Origin of the sequence: Denitrobaculum tricleocarpae (assembly GCF_007004665.1) — a bacterium.
Taxonomy (GTDB): Bacteria; Pseudomonadota; Alphaproteobacteria; order Kiloniellales; family Kiloniellaceae; genus Denitrobaculum; species Denitrobaculum tricleocarpae.
The window spans coordinates 227,308-245,915 of the sequence record NZ_ML660052.1 but is presented as its reverse complement, the minus strand read 5'-3'; the positions used below and the strand labels follow the sequence as shown (position 1 = coordinate 245,915).

At 58.1% G+C, this 18,608-nt stretch carries 17 protein-coding genes; 8 read left to right on the top strand and 9 right to left on the bottom strand.

Annotated elements, in window-relative coordinates; all coding sequences use genetic code 11:
• Window positions 1-2: 2 nt before the first annotated feature.
• The 6 genes from FKG95_RS01105 to FKG95_RS01080 all read left to right on the top strand — a co-directional run bounded on the left by FKG95_RS01105 (window position 3) and on the right by FKG95_RS01080 (window position 6,657).
• The gene (locus FKG95_RS01105; protein WP_142894313.1) at window positions 3-1,028 is read left to right on the top strand and encodes a Gfo/Idh/MocA family protein; all 1,026 of its coding nucleotides are present in this window, start codon (window positions 3-5) and stop codon (window positions 1,026-1,028) included.
• Window positions 1,025-2,095, top strand: a complete 1,071-nt coding sequence (locus FKG95_RS01100) for a Gfo/Idh/MocA family protein (protein WP_142894312.1) — start codon at window positions 1,025-1,027, stop codon at window positions 2,093-2,095. The genes FKG95_RS01105 and FKG95_RS01100 overlap by 4 nt, the downstream gene beginning before the upstream one ends.
• A 34-nt stretch (window positions 2,096-2,129) precedes the next feature.
• Window positions 2,130-3,416 carry an ABC transporter substrate-binding protein gene (locus tag FKG95_RS01095; protein WP_142894310.1) on the top strand — a complete coding sequence of 429 codons (1,287 nt, stop codon included), beginning with the start codon at window positions 2,130-2,132 and terminating at the stop codon, window positions 3,414-3,416.
• Window positions 3,417-3,480: 64 nt separating this feature from the next.
• Entirely contained in the window at window positions 3,481-4,449 is a 969-nt protein-coding gene (locus tag FKG95_RS01090) for a carbohydrate ABC transporter permease (RefSeq protein WP_142894308.1), read from the top strand.
• On the top strand, window positions 4,442-5,494 hold the full coding sequence (locus FKG95_RS01085; RefSeq protein WP_142894306.1) for a carbohydrate ABC transporter permease: 1,053 nt from the start codon (window positions 4,442-4,444) through the stop codon (window positions 5,492-5,494). Before FKG95_RS01090 ends, FKG95_RS01085 begins: the two co-directional genes overlap by 8 nt.
• Window positions 5,495-5,565: 71 nt before the next feature.
• Window positions 5,566-6,657, top strand: a complete 1,092-nt coding sequence (locus FKG95_RS01080; RefSeq protein WP_142894304.1) for an ABC transporter ATP-binding protein — start codon at window positions 5,566-5,568, stop codon at window positions 6,655-6,657.
• 126 nt (window positions 6,658-6,783) lie between these two features.
• Here the strand turns inward: FKG95_RS01080 and ptsN are convergent, their stop codons facing one another.
• From ptsN to FKG95_RS01040, 8 genes are all read right to left on the bottom strand, one after another.
• Window positions 6,784-7,245, bottom strand: coding sequence for a PTS IIA-like nitrogen regulatory protein PtsN (gene ptsN, locus FKG95_RS01075; protein WP_142894302.1), 462 nt, complete (start codon window positions 7,243-7,245; stop codon window positions 6,784-6,786).
• Between the two features lie 23 nt (window positions 7,246-7,268).
• Window positions 7,269-7,856: a ribosome hibernation-promoting factor, HPF/YfiA family gene (gene hpf, locus FKG95_RS01070; RefSeq protein ID WP_142894300.1), complete on the bottom strand. Its 588-nt coding sequence runs from the start codon at window positions 7,854-7,856 to the stop codon at window positions 7,269-7,271.
• 485 nt (window positions 7,857-8,341) lie between these two features.
• A complete protein-coding gene (gene rpoN, locus FKG95_RS01065) occupies window positions 8,342-9,955 on the bottom strand; it encodes an RNA polymerase factor sigma-54 (protein ID WP_142894297.1) in 1,614 nt (537 codons plus the stop codon).
• Between the two features lie 12 nt (window positions 9,956-9,967).
• Window positions 9,968-10,762, bottom strand: coding sequence for an LPS export ABC transporter ATP-binding protein (gene lptB / locus FKG95_RS01060; RefSeq protein ID WP_142894295.1), 795 nt, complete (start codon window positions 10,760-10,762; stop codon window positions 9,968-9,970).
• A gap of 126 nt (window positions 10,763-10,888) precedes the next feature.
• On the bottom strand, window positions 10,889-11,749 hold the full coding sequence (locus FKG95_RS01055) for an LptA/OstA family protein (protein WP_142894293.1): 861 nt from the start codon (window positions 11,747-11,749) through the stop codon (window positions 10,889-10,891).
• Window positions 11,746-12,417 (bottom strand): LPS export ABC transporter periplasmic protein LptC, encoded by a 672-nt coding sequence (gene lptC / locus FKG95_RS01050; protein ID WP_142894291.1) that lies wholly within the window; start codon window positions 12,415-12,417, stop codon window positions 11,746-11,748. The genes FKG95_RS01055 and lptC overlap by 4 nt, the downstream gene beginning before the upstream one ends.
• A gap of 17 nt (window positions 12,418-12,434) precedes the next feature.
• The gene (locus FKG95_RS01045) at window positions 12,435-13,418 is read right to left on the bottom strand and encodes a KpsF/GutQ family sugar-phosphate isomerase (RefSeq protein ID WP_142895159.1); all 984 of its coding nucleotides are present in this window, start codon (window positions 13,416-13,418) and stop codon (window positions 12,435-12,437) included.
• Window positions 13,419-13,701: 283 nt separating this feature from the next.
• Window positions 13,702-14,322: a ribonuclease D gene (locus tag FKG95_RS01040; protein WP_142894289.1), complete on the bottom strand. Its 621-nt coding sequence runs from the start codon at window positions 14,320-14,322 to the stop codon at window positions 13,702-13,704.
• 325 nt (window positions 14,323-14,647) lie between these two features.
• Here FKG95_RS01040 and FKG95_RS01035 point away from each other — a divergent pair, with 325 nt between their 5' ends.
• On the top strand, window positions 14,648-15,598 hold the full coding sequence (locus tag FKG95_RS01035; RefSeq protein WP_142894287.1) for a complex I NDUFA9 subunit family protein: 951 nt from the start codon (window positions 14,648-14,650) through the stop codon (window positions 15,596-15,598).
• Window positions 15,599-15,634: 36 nt separating this feature from the next.
• On the opposite strand, the gene FKG95_RS01030 is transcribed toward FKG95_RS01035, so the two are convergent.
• Window positions 15,635-16,456, bottom strand: a complete 822-nt coding sequence (locus tag FKG95_RS01030; protein ID WP_142894285.1) for an undecaprenyl-diphosphate phosphatase — start codon at window positions 16,454-16,456, stop codon at window positions 15,635-15,637.
• A gap of 677 nt (window positions 16,457-17,133) precedes the next feature.
• On the opposite strand from FKG95_RS01030, the gene FKG95_RS01025 reads away from it, so the two are divergent.
• The gene (locus FKG95_RS01025) at window positions 17,134-18,603 is read left to right on the top strand and encodes an NAD(P)-dependent oxidoreductase (RefSeq protein ID WP_142894283.1); all 1,470 of its coding nucleotides are present in this window, start codon (window positions 17,134-17,136) and stop codon (window positions 18,601-18,603) included.
• Window positions 18,604-18,608: the final 5 nt, after the last annotated feature.

Here is an 18,608-nt window from a genome sequence, read left to right as displayed (position 1 = left end):
ATATGACCAAGCCACTGAAATTCGCCGCATTGGGAATTGATCATCGGCATATCTTCGGCCAGATCCAGAACATGCTGGACGTCGGCGGCGAATTCGCCGGTTGGTGGACTGAAGGAACACCCGGAACGCTGGACGGTTTTTTAAAACGCTTTCCGGACGCCCCGCGATATGAAAACAGGGTCGACCTGCTGAGGGATACGGAGATTGACCTGATCCTGATTGCATCGGTTCCCGTCGACCGGGCCGGCCTCGCGATTGAAGCCATGGAGCATGGCAAGGACGTGATGACCGACAAGCCGGGCTGTACCACCCTGGACCAGCTGAGCGCCATCAGGGAAGCTGTAAGCCGCAGCAGCCGGATCTGGTCCATCGATTTTTCCGAGAGGTTCGAAGTTGCAAGTGTGACGCGCGCAGCGGAGCTTGTTCAGGCCGGCGCGATTGGAAGGGTGATACAGACTGTCGGTCTCGGACCGCACCGATTGAACGAGCAGACACGGCCCGGCTGGTTTTTCGAGCGCGAGAAGTACGGCGGTATTCTCTGCGACATCGCCTCTCACCAAATCGACCAGTTCCTCTACTTCACCGGTTCAAACGACGCGGAAATCACGCTGAGTTCCGTCGCGAATTACGCAAACCCCAAGCATCCCGGTCTACAGGACTTTGGTGAAGTCGCGCTGCGCAACGATAAGGGGCATGCCTACATCCGTGTCGACTGGTACACGCCTGACGCCCTGCCGACCTGGGGCGACGGCAGGCTCACGATTCTGGGAACCGAGGGCTACATCGAACTGCGCAAGTACGTCGACGTGGCCCGGGATGACGGCATCGATCACCTCTACCTCGTCAACGGCGAAAGATGCGAAAAGATCGACTGCTCGGACGCCGGCTTCCCTTATTTCGGGAAACTTGCCGACGACATCAGAAACCGGACGGAAACCGCCATGCCGCAGGCCCATGCTTTCAAGGTGATGGAACTCGCCTTGAAAGCGCAGATGAAGGCAGAGGGCGTAGCGGACGCACCGAGATGAGTGGAGCAATCCGCGTCGCAATCCTGGGCGCAGGCATAGGCCGTGAACATCTCGCCGCATACCGGCAATTGCCTGAGCGGTTCGAGGTAAAGGCGGTCTGTGATCTTGACCGCGACCGGGCGGCTTCGATTATCCAAGACAACGCCATCAGAATCGAGACGGACGCCGCGAGAATGCTCTCGGATCCTGAAATAGATCTGATCGATGTATGCCTTCCCCCGCACCTGCACTTCGAGATGGCGGTGCGCGCCCTGCAGGCCGGCAAACACGTCGTCTGCGAAAAGCCCTTAGTCTGCTCACTGAAAGAAGCAGATGCCCTGATCGAGGTCGCAGCTGGCTCAAAAGGCAGCCTGATCCCCGTCTTTCAATATCGCTACGGCCCTGCGATCACGCAGCTGCATGCGCTGATGGAAGCCGGTCTGACCGGACGACCCTATGCCGCAAGCCTGGAAACCCACTGGAACCGGAATGCCGAGTACTACGCCGTGCCCTGGCGCGGCACCTGGGCGGGGGAACAGGGCGGCGCGGTTCTCGGACATGCGATCCACAATCACGATCTCCTCATGCATATCCTGGGACCGGTGGCACGGCTCTCGGCAATGACGACAACCCGGGTCAACGGAATCGAAGTGGAAGACTGCGCCGCAATCTCTTTTCAAATGGAAAACGGGGCCGTGGCCTCCAGCTCCATCACCCTGGGCGCCGCCAGCGATACGACGCGTCTGCGTATCTGCTTCGAGGGTCTGACGGCCGAAAGCGGCCCGGAACCCTATGCACCGGCAACCGGACCCTGGCGCTTCGAAGCGAGAGAACCCGCAGATCAGACGCGAGTTGACGAAGTGGTGGCTTCGGTACCGGCGGTAAAGACCGGCTTCACGGGTTTCTTCGAGGCATTGGCGGACTCGCTGGCGGGACAGGGCGGCCGCGAAGTAACGCTCGCCGACGGACGGCGTTCGATTGAACTGGTGACCGCTATCTATCACGCCAGTAGATTTGATAAGGTGGTAAAATTACCTCTGGCTGCAGGCACCACACTCTACGAAAGCTGGATTCCAACGGAGACCTAGAACGACTGAAAATAAATTAGATGGGAGGAACCGAATGTTGAAAGCAAAACTCGTGGCGGCAACAACGCTGACGGCGGCAGTCCTGACGATTGCGCCCGGCGCGTTCTCGAGCGCAGTCGGCGAGGAGATCCGTTTTATGTGCTCTTCGGATGGAAACGAGTGCGTTGCGATCGAGGAGATTATCAAACGCTTCGAGGCCGAGAACCCGGGTGTCGATGTCATCATGGATGAGGTTTCCTATAAAGCAGTTCTGGAAAGCCTGCCTGTGCAACTGGCCGCGGGCACGGGGCCGGATCTGGCGAAGGTCACGGATCTCGGAGGTCTGAACAAATACTACCTCGATATAAAGCCCTACGTTGACGCCAACTACTGGGAAGAGTCATTTGGCGAAACCCTCAACTGGTATCGCAGCGGCCCGGATGACGATGGCATCTACGGCATGCACTCGCAGTTAACGATCACCGGCCCCTACATCAATCAGACCCTGTTCGAGCAGGCCGGTGTCGCGGTCCCGGCGGCAGATGCGGATTGGGACAGCTGGGCGGAAGCCGCCCGCCAGGTCGCAAAAGCAACAGAGACACGCTTCCCCATGGCCATGGACCGTTCCGGCCACAGAATCGCCGGACCCGCTATCTCCAATGGCGCCAAGCTGTTCGACGATAAAGGTGAGCCCATTCTGGTCGACGACGGCTTTACCGGATTCGTCGAGAAATTTGTCCGATGGCACAATGACGGCACCATGGCACGCGACGTCTGGGGCGGCAGCGGGGGTACCAGCTACCAGGATGCCGCTCAGGAGTTCATCAACGGCGAGTTGGTTTACTACTACTCGGGCAGTTGGCAGGTGCAGCGCATGGATACGGGCATCGGCGATGCTTTTGACTGGAAAGTCGTGGGCTCTCCCTGCGGTCCGGCTGCCTGTTCCGGCATGCCGGGCGGTGCGGGGATCGTCGGATTTAAAGCGACGAAGTCTCCTGAGACCGTGGCCAGGCTGATCGACTTCCTCGCTCAGGAACAGAACTACGCCGACCTCACTGCAAAGTCCTTGAACATCCCGGCTCATGCAGCTGTCGCCGCGAAAGGTGTCGACTATGCGGGCGCCTCCCCGACGGCTGCGAAGGCGTTGAATACCTGGGGCCAGCAGGTGTCGACCATATCCCCTGTTGCTTACGCCTATCAGGGTTACAAGAACAATCGCGCGATGTTCAACATTACCCTGCAACGCGTTTCACAGGCCATCGTCGGCGAGATGAGCGTCGAAGAAGCGATGAAACGTGCCAAAGACGACTTGAAACAGGCCCTGGCGGCTGCCGCCAACTAGAGTTTGAAGAAGGGCGCGGCTCTCCGTTTGCGCCCTTCGAACGCTCAAACCCGGGGGAAGAGACATGCTCGGATTGCTGTCACCCGTCATGCGGCTGATCGAAGTTCCGATGCTGGCTGCGCAGCGAAGGTTTGGGATTCAAAAGCTGGCCTGGGTTTTTCTGACCCCCAACTTGCTTCTCTTCGCCCTCTTCGCTTTCCTGCCCATCATTTTGAATCTCGTATATGCCCTGACCGGCAGCGATCAAATTCTGTTGCGTGACCGGCCCTTTGTCGGGCTGGAAAACTTTGGCACTCTCGCGGCTTGTGAGAACTATCTCGACCCGAATAGTTGCGAGAAGGATTTTTTCTGGCGGGCGGTTCACAACACGGTCGTATTTGTGATCCTGCAGGTCGGCTTCATGGTTGGCTTTTCATTGATTACCGCGCTGGTTCTCAATCAAAAGATCCGGGCACGCGGTTTTTTCCGCAGTGTTTTCTTTTTTCCGGTTCTCCTGTCTCCCGTTGTCGTCGCCCTGATATGGAAATGGATCCTGCAACGGCAGGGCATCCTCAATGCCGGTCTCGAAGGCATGGGATATGACAGTTTTCTGTGGCTCCTCGACCGCCAATGGGCCTTCGGCTGGTCCGTGTTCCTCTCGGTCTGGGCCCACATGGGCTTTTATACACTGATCCTTCTCGCCGGCCTGCAGGCGATCCCGCGGGATGTCTACGAGGCTGCCGTGATGGATGCGGCATCGCCGTTCCGTACCTTCTACCGCATCACACTCCCCCTTCTGATGCCGACCATGCTGGTCGTCATGGTTCTGGCTCTTATCAAGGGCGTTCAGACCTTCGATGAAGTCTACGCCTTTACCGGCGGCGGACCGGGCTCAGCAACGACACTGATCATTCAGTACATTTATGAAACCGGCTTTGCTGGCGCGCCCAGACTGTTCGGGCTGGCCTCGGCTGCATCGATTATCCTGGCGGTGGTGCTGGTGGTGCTGACGGGCCTGCAACTCTGGGCGACGAAGAAGAACGCGAATGGCTAGAGTCATCTCGTTTCTCACCAGAACGCGCGGCCGGGGCCGGCTGCATTGGACCGACTGGTTTACCTACGGCTATCTCTTCTCGGGCGTTCTTCTGATGTTCGGTCCCGTCCTTTGGCTCACCCTTTCCTCTTTCAAAACCGATGCCGAACTGGAGCGCTTCCCGCCGCGGTTTCTGCCCTACGCACAGGAAATGACCGAGGTAGAGGGCTATGACAAACCCCTGCCTGTTTTTACCGTAACGACAGGTGAACTGGCGGGTGCGCGGGTGGCGCAGGTCAGGCGCATCGGCCTGGTCGCACAGGTGGTGCGCCCGGAAAACCCGAGTGAAGTTATCAAGATCAGCATTAAGGACCGTCAAGCCGTCGAGAGCGTTTCCCTGGCAACGAAGAACTACACGGAACTCTTCGCTCGCTTCAATTTTATGCGGTTCCTCTGGAACAGCACCTTCATCACGGTCATGGCCACCCTGATCATGCTGCTGGTCAACTCCATGGCCGCTTTTGCCCTCTCCAAGTACGAATTTCGTGGACGGGGCACCGTGATGGCTCTCGTCATCGGCGTCCTGATGGTTCCGCAAACCGTCGTGCTGGTACCGCTGTTTCTGGTTACGCGAGAGCTGGGGATGCTGGATAGTCTCTGGGGCGTCATCATCCCAGGTGCCGCGACGCCCACCGGTGTATTTCTGTTGCGCCAGTACATGCTGACCATCCCGGATGAGATCCTGGACGCCGCGCGCATGGATAAGGCGAGCGAGTGGAAGATATACTGGCGGATCGTCCTGCCCCTGAGCGCGCCGGCCCTCGCCGTGCTCGCGATCCTGGCCATCATGTGGCGCTGGAACGACTTCCTGTGGCCCCTGATCGCCCTATCAAGGCCGGAAAAGTTCACGCTGCAACTGGCCCTGAACGCCTTTCAGGGCGAGATGGATACCAATTGGAGCAGCCTGCTTGCCATGACGGTTCTCACACTGCTGCCGATCGCACTGGTGTTCGCGTTCTTGCAAAAATACATCGCAACCGGAATCGCATCGACGGGCGGCAAGTAGATGCGCGAAGCGACATCAAAAAACGGGCGGTCGTAAAACGGGCGCAAAAAATAGTATGGGAGGTCTGTTACGTGGCAAAACTGGAGCTGCGCAACGTTGAGAAAGCTTACGGTGCGGCCAAGGTCATCAGGGGGATCGACCTGCATATAGAACACGGGGAATTCTGTGTGTTTGTCGGACCATCGGGATGCGGAAAATCGACCCTGCTGCGCATGATTTCCGGCCTTGAGAGCATTACGGACGGCTCCATCCTGATCGACGACGAGCTTGTGAACCGGATACCCGCCGCCGAACGGGGACTGGCCATGGTGTTCCAGTCCTATGCCCTCTATCCCCATATGACGGTACAGCAAAACCTGTCTTTCGGACTGGAAAACCTCAATACGCCCAAGCCGCAGATCGCCAAGAAGATCGAAGAGGTTTCCCGGATGCTGCAGATTGATCAACTCCTTCAACGCCGGCCGAAAGATCTCTCCGGTGGCCAGCGCCAACGGGTTGCTATCGGACGGGCCGTCGTGCGTGAACCTCGGGTTTTTCTGTTCGACGAACCACTCTCGAATCTGGATGCCGAACTGCGCGTGGACATGCGGGGCGAGATCGCACGGCTTCACAAGCGCTTGGGGAACACGATGATCTACGTGACCCACGACCAGGTGGAGGCCATGACCATGGCCGACAAGATCGCCGTGCTTCGGGACGGCGTAGTGGAGCAGTTCGGAACACCGCTGGACCTCTATAATGAACCGGACAACATCTTTGTCGCCGGCTTTATCGGCTCACCGAAGATGAACTTTTTAAAGGGCGTGATGGAAAAGGGCTCCGGCACAAGGCTTGTACTGGAAACCGGAGACAAGATCGAACTGCCGGACGATACGCCACAGGCTTCAGACGCCATGGCGGTGACGCTCGGAATCCGTCCCAACGGTCTTCATCTGGCATCGTCCGCGGATACCGGCGCCGTTCACGTCGACGTTAAGAGCGTGGAGCGCCTGGGCGGCGAATCCTATATCTATGCGGCCATGCCCAATGGAGATGCCATCACCGTACACAGTCCGGGACAAACTGAAATCGAGCCCGGATCACAGATCTTGCTGACAATCGATACGAGTCACATGCACCTCTTCTCGACGGAGAGCGGTAAAGCGCTCCCGCTCACGAGGTGAGATGAATGTCGTCAGAACGCCGGGGTTTCAAAGCGGGCCGCTCTGGCCAAGAACGTCTCATGAGCGGCAAAGTGCGGAACAATAAGTTTTTAGGGGAAGAGATGCTCTTCCCCTATGCGGAGGAAATCAGGCGGCGTTAGCCGTCGATTCGGTCAGCAGGGCGTAGATGCCATCAGTACTGTCCGTCCCGCGAAGCTTCTCGCAAACACTCCGGTTCCTGAGCAGACGCGACACCCTCGCAAGGGCCTTCAGGTGATCCGCACCAGCCGTTTCCGGCGCCAGGAGCATGCAGATGAGATCGACAGGCTGCTCATCGATAGCATCGAAGTCAATCGGCGTCTCCAGGCGCGCAAACATGCCGTAGAGACGGTCCAACCCTGAGAGTTTTCCGTGCGGGATGGCAATCCCATTGCCGACTCCGGTGGTTCCCAAGCGCTCCCGCTCGATCAGGACTTCGAACAGAACACGTTCAGGTTGCCCGGTCAGTTCGGAAGCACGCTTGGCGAGCTCCTGGAGTGCCTGCTTCTTGCTGGTCACCCGCAAGTTGGCAACAACACTCCCGTGGCTGATGAGATCGGCAATTTCCATGATAATATCTTGGTTGTGAAAGACTATTCGCCGCGATTGCCGCGGGGATCCACCCAGCCGATGTGACCATCGGGCCGCCGGTAGATCATATTCAGACCACCATGAGAACTATTTCGGAACATCATCGCCGGTAGATCCTCCAAATCCATACGCATGACCGCTTGTCCAGCTGTCAGGCTTGGGATATCCGTCGCCATCTCTGCGACGATCAAGGGCTTTCCATCTCCCTCGCTGTCATCGCCTTCATGCGCTTCAGCATCTCCAGATAGAATATACTGCTGCGCCATCTGAGTCTCAACATCATGATCGTTGGAATTTCCGTGATCACGAAGCTTACGCTTATGCCTGCGCAGCCGCTTGGACAGACGTTCGGCCGCAACATCAAAGGCGGGATAGGGCTCCGCCGCCGCGCCATTCGCCTGCAAGCGAATGTTCCGCCCGACATGGGCAGAGACGGTCGCGTGATAGAGATGGGCCTCGCGCGTGAGGGTCACGTTTACATCTATGGCATCGCCAAAATACTTGTCGAGAGTTCGCGACAGACTGTCCTCGATATGAGTGCGCATTGCGTCACCGACATCGAGCTGCTTCCCTTTTACGGATAGCTGCATGTTTCTATATTTCTCTAGGATTTCTGTGGGTTTTCGAAGTTTTTCGGCTTCTGCTCTGCCCAGGACGGCGCACATTAGTGTCGGGCCTGGACGGAGTCAATAGTAGCGCTATCACTGATGAGACTCCCGTTTCCGTCGAACCTCAGCTCTAGAGCCTGATCGTATTTTGCCGGACCGGCAAACTACGTGAATCAGCCTCTTGTTCAATAACTTAGTTAGCGATTTGCACCCCGATTTACTAGCCCCGGAAGTGAATACGCTCAACAAAACCGTAACCGAATTCTAAACCCTTCAAAGGCACTTTGCCAGCATACTCGCATCACAATTAACCAAAGTGAGGCCAGGTCCGGCTGACTCAGCGGAGAAGTCTCCTTTTTGCGGCACCGGGGTGTTGCTCCGCCAACGAGCGTCATGAGAAGCCAGTCTATTGGAGAGACACGCGGCTATCACCCAGCCAATGAAAGTTCAAACTCGGGGCAATCGCCTCAGCGTTGCGCGGCTTTCTCGCGGCGGCGTTGCACCGATGATGGAATGCGCATCGACTCGCGATATTTAGCCACCGTCCGGCGCGCGATGTCGATACCATCGCCCCGCAGCATGTCGACTATGGTATCGTCGGACAGAATCTTGGACGCGTTTTCGGCGTCGATCAGGACTTTGATCCGGTAACGCACCGCTTCCGCCGAGTGGGCTTCGCCATCAGCCCCTCCGATCGAGGCCGTGAAGAAGTACTTCAGTTCGTAAGTGCCTCGGGGGGTGACAATATACTTGTTGGATGTGACGCGGCTCACCGTCGATTCATGCATCTCGATCACTTCCGCAATGTGCCTGAGGGTGAGCGGTTTCATATGCTGCACACCCTTGCGGAAGAACGCATCCTGCTGGCGCACGATCTCGGCAGCCACCTTCAGAATCGTCGTCGCACGCTGATGCAGGGATTTCACCAGCCAGTTTGCGGTCTGATACTGGTTCGAGAGGTATTCGCGCTCTTCCTTGGTCCTGACACGCTCGGAAACGTTAGTGAAATAGCGGGTATTCACCAGCACGCGCGGCAAGGTATCGCTGTTCAATTCGACCAGCCAGGTTCCATCGGGCTGCGCCCGCATGAGAACGTCCGGGATAATCGGTTCTGCGGCATTATCATCGAAGGTTGCCGCGGGCCGCGGGTTGAGCGCTTTGATCTCGGCGATCATCTCCATGAAGTCTTCTTCGTCGACTCCGCAGATCTTACGCAACTCGGCAAACTGACGTTTGCCCAACAGATCGAGATTGTCGAGCAACCGCTCAATAGCCGGATCAAGCCTGTTCTGCTCCGATAACTGCAAGGCGAGGCATTCGCGCAGTGAACGGGCAAAGACGCCTGCCGGCTCCATCTTCTGCATTTTTGCCAGCGTTGCCTCAACCCGGCCGATATCACAGGCAAGGGTTTCGGACAGGTCGTTCAGATCACCGACAAGGTAACCGCTGACATCGAGCATATCGATCAAATGGACGCCAATCATTCGGTCGACCGGGTCGGTCACATCCATCTGAAGCTGGTCAAGCAGGTGCTGCCGAAGAGTTACCGCCTCGGTCAGCTGACTCTCGATCGACTGGTCACTATCTTCGAAGCGCGTGTTTCCACCCGCACCCCAGTTCGAAAACGACGTGTCATCCTGTCCCCGGTCGTCGCCGGGGCTGCTCTGGTAAACATTCTCAAAATCGGTGTCGAGCGGCGCATCATTGTCGCCGGGCAGACTTTCCGCGTTGGCAAGGTCAAGGGAATCAGGCGCAGACTCAGTCAGATCTGCCGCCGAGACTTCGGCCATTTGCTCTGCTGTGGCTTCGGAGCCCGCCGCGGATTCGCCTGGAACGCCTGTGTCGTGACCGTTCATGAGCGTAGCCTCGGGTGCCGCGGCACCATCAAGTGCTGCGTTCTCGCTGGCTCCGCCATCAGGACCGTCGTCTCGCTCGAGCAACGGGTTCTGCTCAAGCTCCCTGTCGATAAAAGCCGCAAGCTCTACGTTGGAGAGTTGCAGCAGTTTGATTGCCTGCTGCAGCTGCGGCGTCATGACAAGGGTCTGGCCCTGTCGGAGTTCTAACCTTTGGGTCACCGCCATATGGTTAAACCCTTAAAGGCTAAACCTTTCACCGAGGTAAACACGCCGCACATCTTCATGGGCGACGATCTCGGATGGGTTGCCTTCCATGAGCACCATTCCATCGTGAATAATGTAAGCGCGATCCACGATCTCCAGCGTTTCCCTCACGTTGTGATCCGTGATCAAGACGCCGATGCCTCTGTCTTTGAGGTGAGACACTAGATCACGGATATCGCCGACCGCAATCGGATCAATACCAGCCAGGGGTTCGTCCAGCAGGATAAAACTTGGCTGGGACGCCAGCGCGCGCGCGATTTCCACCCGGCGCCGTTCGCCGCCGGAAAGCGCCATAGCGGGCGTCTGCCGCAGATGCGTGATCGAAAACTCGGCCATCAGGTCTTCGAGCATGACCTCGCGCCGCTCCCGGTCTGACTCGGTTACTTCCAGCACGCCCCGGATATTCTGCTCGACGTTCAAGCCCCGAAAAATCGAGGCTTCCTGGGGCAGGTAACCGACTCCCATGCGCGAGCGCCGGTACATTGGCATATCGGTGATGTCGTTTCCGTCTAGGGTGACCCAGCCGTAGTCCGGCGAAAGCAGACCTGTGATGATATAGAAACTGGTCGTTTTACCGGCGCCGTTCGGCCCCAAAAGTCCTACGGCCTCGCCACGCTGGAGTTCCATCGAGATCCCCCGCAGGACGGGCCGCTTCTTGAAGCTCTTGCCGATGTTGACAGCCATCAGCCCGGAGTTATCGGCGACAAGTCTTGGTTTTCCGCGTTCGTCGTCCGCTTCATCGGTTCGACCGCTTTTTATTTCCCGCATTGCAACTTTCTCAATTCCCTCACCGCAATCCACCGCAGCTTCATTTCTTGATAGTTAACACGAACAGTCAAAAACCGCCCTTACTTTTCTCATTTTGCAGGCTTTGCGCTACTGGAGCTTCGCGTTTCACTCTGCGCAGGTATCCTGTGAACCGACGATCAGAGCATCGACCCGGCCGTCCTGCCCCGCAAGCATTCGACTGACGCCCGTGGCCAGATTGACCTCCGCTTCGCTTCCGTTCATCTGGTTGCCACACCGCGTAATCTTAACATTCCCAATCAGGCGCGCGACTTCCCGCTTGACGAAGTACTGGCCTTTATCAGCCCGCGCAAACTCCTGCTGCGTAGCCACTTCGACATTGTCGAAAGCGTCGACTCGCGCCAGTTCCAGCTGTTCATCCGCACCCTGTTCGAAGTGCGCAGTCAGAACGTCACCACGGATCCGCTTATCTTCCCGGGTCGCAACGGCATTGCCGCGCGCAACGGCAAGCTGTTTGCCTTCCCAATACTCCAGGCTATCCTGCGCCGTCAGAACGTCCTGTCCGCTGGTCAGCTTCAAGTTATTGCCCGTTAGAACCAGGATCCCGTTTTCGACGTCGTAGACACCGTTCTCGCCGTAGACCACCTCATTTGGTGTCACGATCCGCACATTGCCATGCACATCGATCCGATAGATGTCGGTGCTCGATTGCTCACTCGCCCTGTAGCTGGCGATCATGACGTCCGCGAAGACTTCGAGTTCCCCGCGCGCCGCCCTTGCATTGCCGCGTGCAACATAGGTTTGCTCGTCACGGCGCCATTCGATGCCGTCTTCCGCATTGATCTCCAGGGGCGAATCGCCTTCTTCCAGACCGGAGAGCCCCTGGGACTGGAGCGCCGGTGTTCCTGCCAACACAAGAATTGCAAGGCCGAGAACAAGAGTCTTCAGATTTTGAAACACTCTCAAATGCTGAAACACCGCCCCTCGCTCGAAATCGCTCACCGTCATCGGATGGCCTCCTGCGCGTCCGGATAGACAATCAGGCGGCTTTTGCCTGTAAAGAGGATTCTCGCACCTTCCTGCGTAATGCGAAAGCCCTCAGCGTTCAGACGCCCGGCCGGGCCATGGCCTTCGACAGCTTCCTCGCCCCAGGCATCCTTTGATTTAAGGTCAATAGAGGCGGATTCAGTCCGGATTTCAAAACCCTGATCGTGGAACATATCGACGTCGCCGGTCAGCTGCAGCTGCTGCTCTTCGTAAAAGAAACGGCCTGCCCGGGCCGTGAGGGCCAGCCAGGTTTCATCCTCCAGCGTAATATCGGCTTTCGGCAGCTCAAGTTCGTAGAGGTTGCGGTCTTCTTTGGATTGAGAAACCAGATCGGCGGTGACAGTGAATGGCCGGTCCTCATCGTCGACGCCATTCCAGCGGGGGTTCAGGACGCTGACTTCCCCGCCCTGCAGATCGATCTCCGGCAGCACAATTTCCTGTGGTGTGGTTCCGTCAAGCCTCGGCCAGGCGATCACGAGAATAATCAGGCCCACGGCTACTGCGGGCAGCAACACCTTGAGAACGCCCACAAACCGGCTATAGCTGCTGCGCCGGGAGAGGCGCGGCGGCGGCTGACGTTCACCAGCGGGTTCGGCTTCGACCTCATCAGTGATAAATGCCTGCGCCATACGTCCGTCCGGTCCCTTTACGCGACGCCGATGTGCAGACAGTCATGCATCCTGATGATCCCCACCGGGTGGTCATCTTCAAGCACAAAAAGGCTGGTGATCTTGTTGTCGTTCATAACTCCCAGAGCCTCCGCGGCCAGGGCTTGCGGCCTGATCGATTTCGGCGCCGGCGTCATGACCTCCCGTGCGGTGCGTTGCAGGAGTGAAGGATCCATGTGCCGGCGCAGATCGCCATCGGTTACCATGCCGATCAGTCTGTCGGTCCGATCGGCCACTCCAACACAGCCGAAACCGCCACCAGTCATAATCAGAATGGCGTCGGCAACAGTCGTATCGGGCTCGCAAAGCGGCAGCTCGTCCCGGCCACGCATGATCTCGGACACGCGCACCAGCTTCGTGCCCAGCGCTCCTCCCGGATGGAAGACGTGAAAATCCTGCGCGGAAAAGCCTTTGCATTCCAGAAGGGAAACCGCAAGAGCATCGCCAAGAGCGAGCGCCATGGTCGTTGAAGTCGTTGGCGCTTCAGTGATTGAACAGGCTTCCGCCGCACGCGGCAGGATCAAGGCCACATCAGCCGCCTCGGCCAGCGCGCTCTTTGCCCGGCTGGTCATGGCAATCAGGGGAATGGAGAAGCGGCGCGTATAGCCGACGATGTCTGTCAACTCGGTCGTGTTTCCGGAGTTCGACAAAGCCAGGACCACATCATCCCGGGCAATCATGCCCAAATCCCCGTGGCTCGCCTCGCCGGGGTGAACGAACTGGGACGGCGTGCCGGTCGAGGCCAGTGTCGCGGCGATCTTGCGGGCAATATGGCCGCTTTTCCCCATGCCGGTAATGATGGCACGGCCCCTCAAGGACGCCAAAAGATCGAGTGCCTGGACAAAACTCCCGTCCAGGTGTTCGGTCAGTTCCTGCAGGCCGCAGATTTCCCGCGCGAGAACGCGGCGGCCAAATTCAAGCCCGCGGCCGGTGTCAACCGCGGGACGACTGTTATCGGCCATTCCCGCGCCCTGCGCCGAAGCGTCGCCCGCCCGGGCTTCAATCCCGGTCGGACCTTCGCTGTCCCTCGGCGCGGCCAGGGAAGAGGAATTGGAAGAAGAATCGGTTGCTAGTGGCTTCATGCCGGCGCTCTCATTTCATTTCTCATCACAGTCACGCGGAACCGAATCCTCACCACAGCCTGATGTCATCCACGGAACTCAACCTGGTTCCCAGACTATACCTCTTCAGGGCCCGATGACATGATTGACGTCAAACGATCGGGCAGCCGGAGCATCAGCCCGATCAGTGCGCGAAGATGTCAACGTCGCTCCAACCCGTCAGATCGAGTGCCGAACGCGTGGGCAAAAACTCGAAACAACTCTTCGCCAGTTCGCTACGGCCTTCGCGCGCCAGCATTTCGTCGAGCTTGCGGCGGATTTCGTGCAGATAAAGCACGTCGGACGCAGCGTACTTCAACTGCTCGGGGGTCAGTGTCTCAGCCCCCCAGTCCGACGACTGCTGCTGCTTCGACATATCCTTGCCGATCAGTTCCCGGCAGAGGTCTTTCAATCCGTGCCGGTCGGTAAAGGTCCGTGCGAGTTTTGAAGCGATCTTCGTGCAGTAAACAGGGCTGCAGTCCACATCCAGATAGTGTTTCAAAGCCGCGAGGTCGAAACGCGCAAAGTGAAAGAGTTTGGTTACTTTCGGGTCCGTCAGCAGGGCTTTGAGATTTGGCGCGGCAAAGGTGCCATCACGCAGTTGAACCAAATGGCAAACGCCGTCACCGGCGGAAAGCTGTACCAGACATAAACGGTCACGCAGCGGATTCAACCCCATGGTCTCGGTATCTATGGCAACGGAATCACCAAAACGGACAGCATCTGGCAGATCGTCCTGGTGTAAATGTATCTCGGGTGCGTTCACGCGGTTGGACCTTTGCAGTGGCCGGAAATTCACAACCGGCCTGTAAAAACTCTGTGGAGGGCATTCTCACAACGCCGGAAGGCCTGTCAAGCTCTACGCCTCATGGATGTTCGGCACTGAAACGGACCATTCCAGCCGAACGGCAGTAAGTCGCGCGGCGGGATGAAGCCTGTTGTCCGCGTCAACGATTGCTTTTACCCTGACGCTTGCGTCCTAACCCTGGACTTTTCCGGAACGGGGCTCAGTTTGTCCGTAGGGTTGTTGAAACGAGGCGCCCTCGAGAGTCAGACCCAAAAAAACAGAGTTCCAAAACAACGGAGACGTTATGCCGCGCCAAAAAGTCACTATCTTCGGCGGATCGGGCTTTCTCGGACGCCACCTGGTCACCCGTCTCGCACGAACGGGCTGGTCGATCCTGCTGGCGGAACGGCATCCCTCGCGCGCGCACTTCCTGCAGCCCCTTGGCGATGTGGGCCAAATCGCGGCTGTGGCGGCACGGGTGCAGGACGAGGCCCGTGTGGCCGAGGTCGTCGCGGGTGCGGATGCCGTGGTGAACCTGACGGGCATTCTGTATGAGTCGGGAAACCAACGCTTTGACGGCGTTCACACGACTGGCGCGGCAAACATCGCCCGCGCTGCAGCCGGCGCTCAGGTTAAACGTCTCGTGCAGGTTTCCGCGATCGGGGCGGACCCCGACTCGGAGGCGGACTATGCGCGCTCAAAAGGCAAAGGAGAGGAAGCCGTCCGGCAAGCTTTTCCGGATGCCACGATCTTGCGCCCCAGCATCGTGATCGGACCCGAGGATGGCTTTTTCAATCGCTTCGCGGACATGACACGCATCTCTCCCTTTCTACCCCTAGTGGGCGGCGGGAAGACACGTTTTCAACCGGTTTATGTTGGTGACGTCGCCCAGGCAATCCAGATGGGCCTTGAGCAAAATGGCTTAGTGGGACAAACCTACGAACTCGGAGGTCCCGGTGTCTACAGCTTCAAGGCGCTTCTGCAAATGCTCCTGAAGGAGATAGGCAGACGCCGGTTGCTGCTCCCCCTGCCCTTCGCAATCGCCAGCCTTCAGGCCACCTTTCTGGAATTGCTGCCCGTCCCGCCCTTGACCCGTGATCAGGTGCGGATGCTGCGCAGTGACAATATCGTCTCCGAGGGCGCAAAAGGCTTCGCGGAACTGGGAATAACGCCGAAATCCGTAGAGACCATCATCCCGACCTACCTGGAACGGCATCGAGCCGGCGGCCGCTTCAGTGCGAAAACATCCCGCTGATGGAGTGGATTTCTAGTCTGGCCAACGATCTTTGAATCAGGCAATCCAGTAAAGAAGGGCGGCACCCAGCAAGAGCCGGTAAACCACGAAGGGTGCGAAGCCGGCATATTGCAGCCAGCGGATCATCAGGGCGATGGTCAAGAAAGCCACTGCGAAAGACATTCCCGCAGCCAGAACGACCTCATAACCGAACTGCACATCCGGTGTTTGGGTCACATCGTGCGCCAACAGCAGTCCCGGGCCGGCAATGGCCGGGATCGCCATCAGCAGCGAAAAACGCGCGGCCTCGGTCCGCTCATAGCCGAGCAGACGTGCCGCCGACATAGTGATGCCCGAGCGGCTTGCCCCCGGTATAAGTGCCAACACCTGACAGCAACCGATCAGAAGCGCCGCCCATACGGTCATATGTTCGATCCGGCGCAAGGTCATGCCGACACGATCCGTGACGAAGAGAACAAGGGCGAAAATGATCGTCGCCCAGGCCACAACCTCAATGTTGTGCAAAGACCCGGCAATCTCTTCCAGAAAGAAATACCCCACCAGAGCCAGCGGAATGCTTGCGATCACAACCAGCAACGCCAGTCGCGCGCCCGGGGTAATGCGCCCGGTCGCCAGGGCGAAGAAGCCGCCAAGCATCGCGATCAGGTCGCGGTAGTAGTACAGGCAAACCGCCAGGAGGGTTCCAACGTGGACAGCGATATCCAGGAGGAGCCGTGAATGCGCGGTCTCTTGCGGCACCTTCAGACCGAGGTAATCCACGCCCCCCCAGACCAACACGAGGTGTCCGGACGAGCTGATAGGAAGGAATTCTGTAAGTCCCTGCACGATTGCGAGGACAAATACATGAAGGAGCGCCAAGGCGTTTTCCTCTTAGACTTTTGCTGATCGCCTGCTTTCACACCCAATCATGTACTCAAACATTCTCCACATTTCGTTAACCAAAAATCCGGTTCTCGCCACTCGGCATCAAAGACCCGAGTCCACCGGCTAACTTTCGGTTTGCAATGCGTTTTTGGAGTTTCGGAACAATTGCTATCCGTGCGCCTTATAACACTACGCTGCAATTTTGACACAAGCTTTGACATAGATAAATTTTAGTCCACTTTCGGTACTATATATCAATTTCGGGACTCGGAAATTTCTCGTAACGTCGATCTCCCCCGAACCGTTAATCAAAATAGGTCAGTATATATGACATATTTTGCAAATTCCTGTCGCCTTCTTCCGCGGGATCGGGTATAGCTCTGGTGAAACGATGCTCCAAAACGGGCAGGAGATGCTTCGTGCCGTCCAGGCGGCGCAATGCCTTCTCCAGAACAAACGGCCCAAGGGCGTGAGCTCTTCAGGCTTCAGAGGTGAGGATTTCGGAATCTAGAAAGCTTGCGGATGTGAGCGGCTGCACGGGCTAATGCGCTGGCGGCGCGGCTAAATTCCGGAGACACCGCCCGGCGGACACCCGGCTGGGTCAGATGCTGGATACACGACAAAACACAAAAGCGGCGCAGCTCAAGAGCCGTCAGGAACGAGGTCGGAAAATGACAAAAAAAATGCTGCAGTTTGTCCACCGGGACCAGCATCTGCCGGAGAAACGAGACGCCTCAAAACGGCGTCAGGATTTCGACGAGATATACCAGGAGTACGATCCGGCCGCCGCCGCGGAGCAGGCGAGCCGTTGCTCGCAGTGCGGCGTACCCTTTTGCCAGGTGCATTGCCCGCTGCATAACAACATTCCCGATTGGCTGATGCTGACCGCGGAAGACCGCCTGGAAGAAGCTTACGAGCTCTCCCAATCGACCAACAATTTTCCGGAGATCTGTGGAAGAATCTGTCCGCAGGACCGCTTGTGCGAAGGCAACTGCGTCATCGAACAGGCGGGCCATGGCACCGTCACCATTGGATCCGTGGAAAAATACATCACCGACACGGCCTGGGAAAAAGGTTGGGTCAAGCCGGTCAAGCCCCTGCGTGAGCGTACGGAATCGGTGGGCATCATCGGTGCGGGCCCCGCCGGGCTTGCCGCCGCGGAAGAACTCCGCCGCAAAGGCTATCAGGTTCATGTCTACGACCGCTACGACCGGGTCGGCGGGTTGATGATCTATGGAATCCCGAACTTCAAGCTCGAGAAGGACATTGTCGAGCGGCGGGCAAATCTGCTGAGAGACTCCGCCGTGACGTTTCATCTGAATTTCGAAATCGGAAAAGATTCGACGCTGGAAGAGCTGCGTGCCAAACACGCCGCCGTTCTGATCGCGACCGGTGTCTACAAGGGCCGGGACATCAAAATGCCCGGAGTCGGCCTAAAGAATATCCTGCCCGCGCTGGATTTCCTGACCGCTTCAAACCGCAAAGGGTTGGGCGACGATGTGCCTGCATTCGACGACGGAAGCTTAAACGCCGCCGGAAAGAACGTTGTCGTGATTGGCGGCGGCGACACTGCCATGGACTGCGTGCGCACCGCGGTGCGCCAGGGTGCCAAGTCCGTCAAATGCCTTTATCGCCGGGACCGTCAGAACATGCCCGGCTCCCAGCGCGAGGTGAAGCACGCTGAGGAAGAAGGCGTCGAATTCATCTGGCTCTCCGCTCCGGAGGCTTTTATGGGCGATACCGAAGTGGAGGCCGTGCGTGCATCGCGGGTGCATCTTGGCGTCGCCGATGCGACCGGACGCCAGACGCCCCAGATTCTGGAGGGCTCGAGCTTCACGGTGGAAGCCGATATTGCCATTAAGGCCCTGGGCTTCGATCCTGAGGATCTGCCGCAGATGTTCGACTCCGCAGATCTCACAGTGACCCGCTGGGGCACCCTGAAAGTCGATTTCCGCACCATGATGACAAGCCTGGATGGTGTTTTCGGAGCCGGTGACATCGTCCGCGGTGCCTCGCTGGTGGTTTGGGCAGTGCGCGACGGCCGGGATGTCGCGGAGCAGATCCACAGCTATATCCAAAAGAACGCGGTGGCCGAACCGGCAATCGCCAAGCCGGTCACCGGGGAGCGCGCCGTCGCCTGACGACG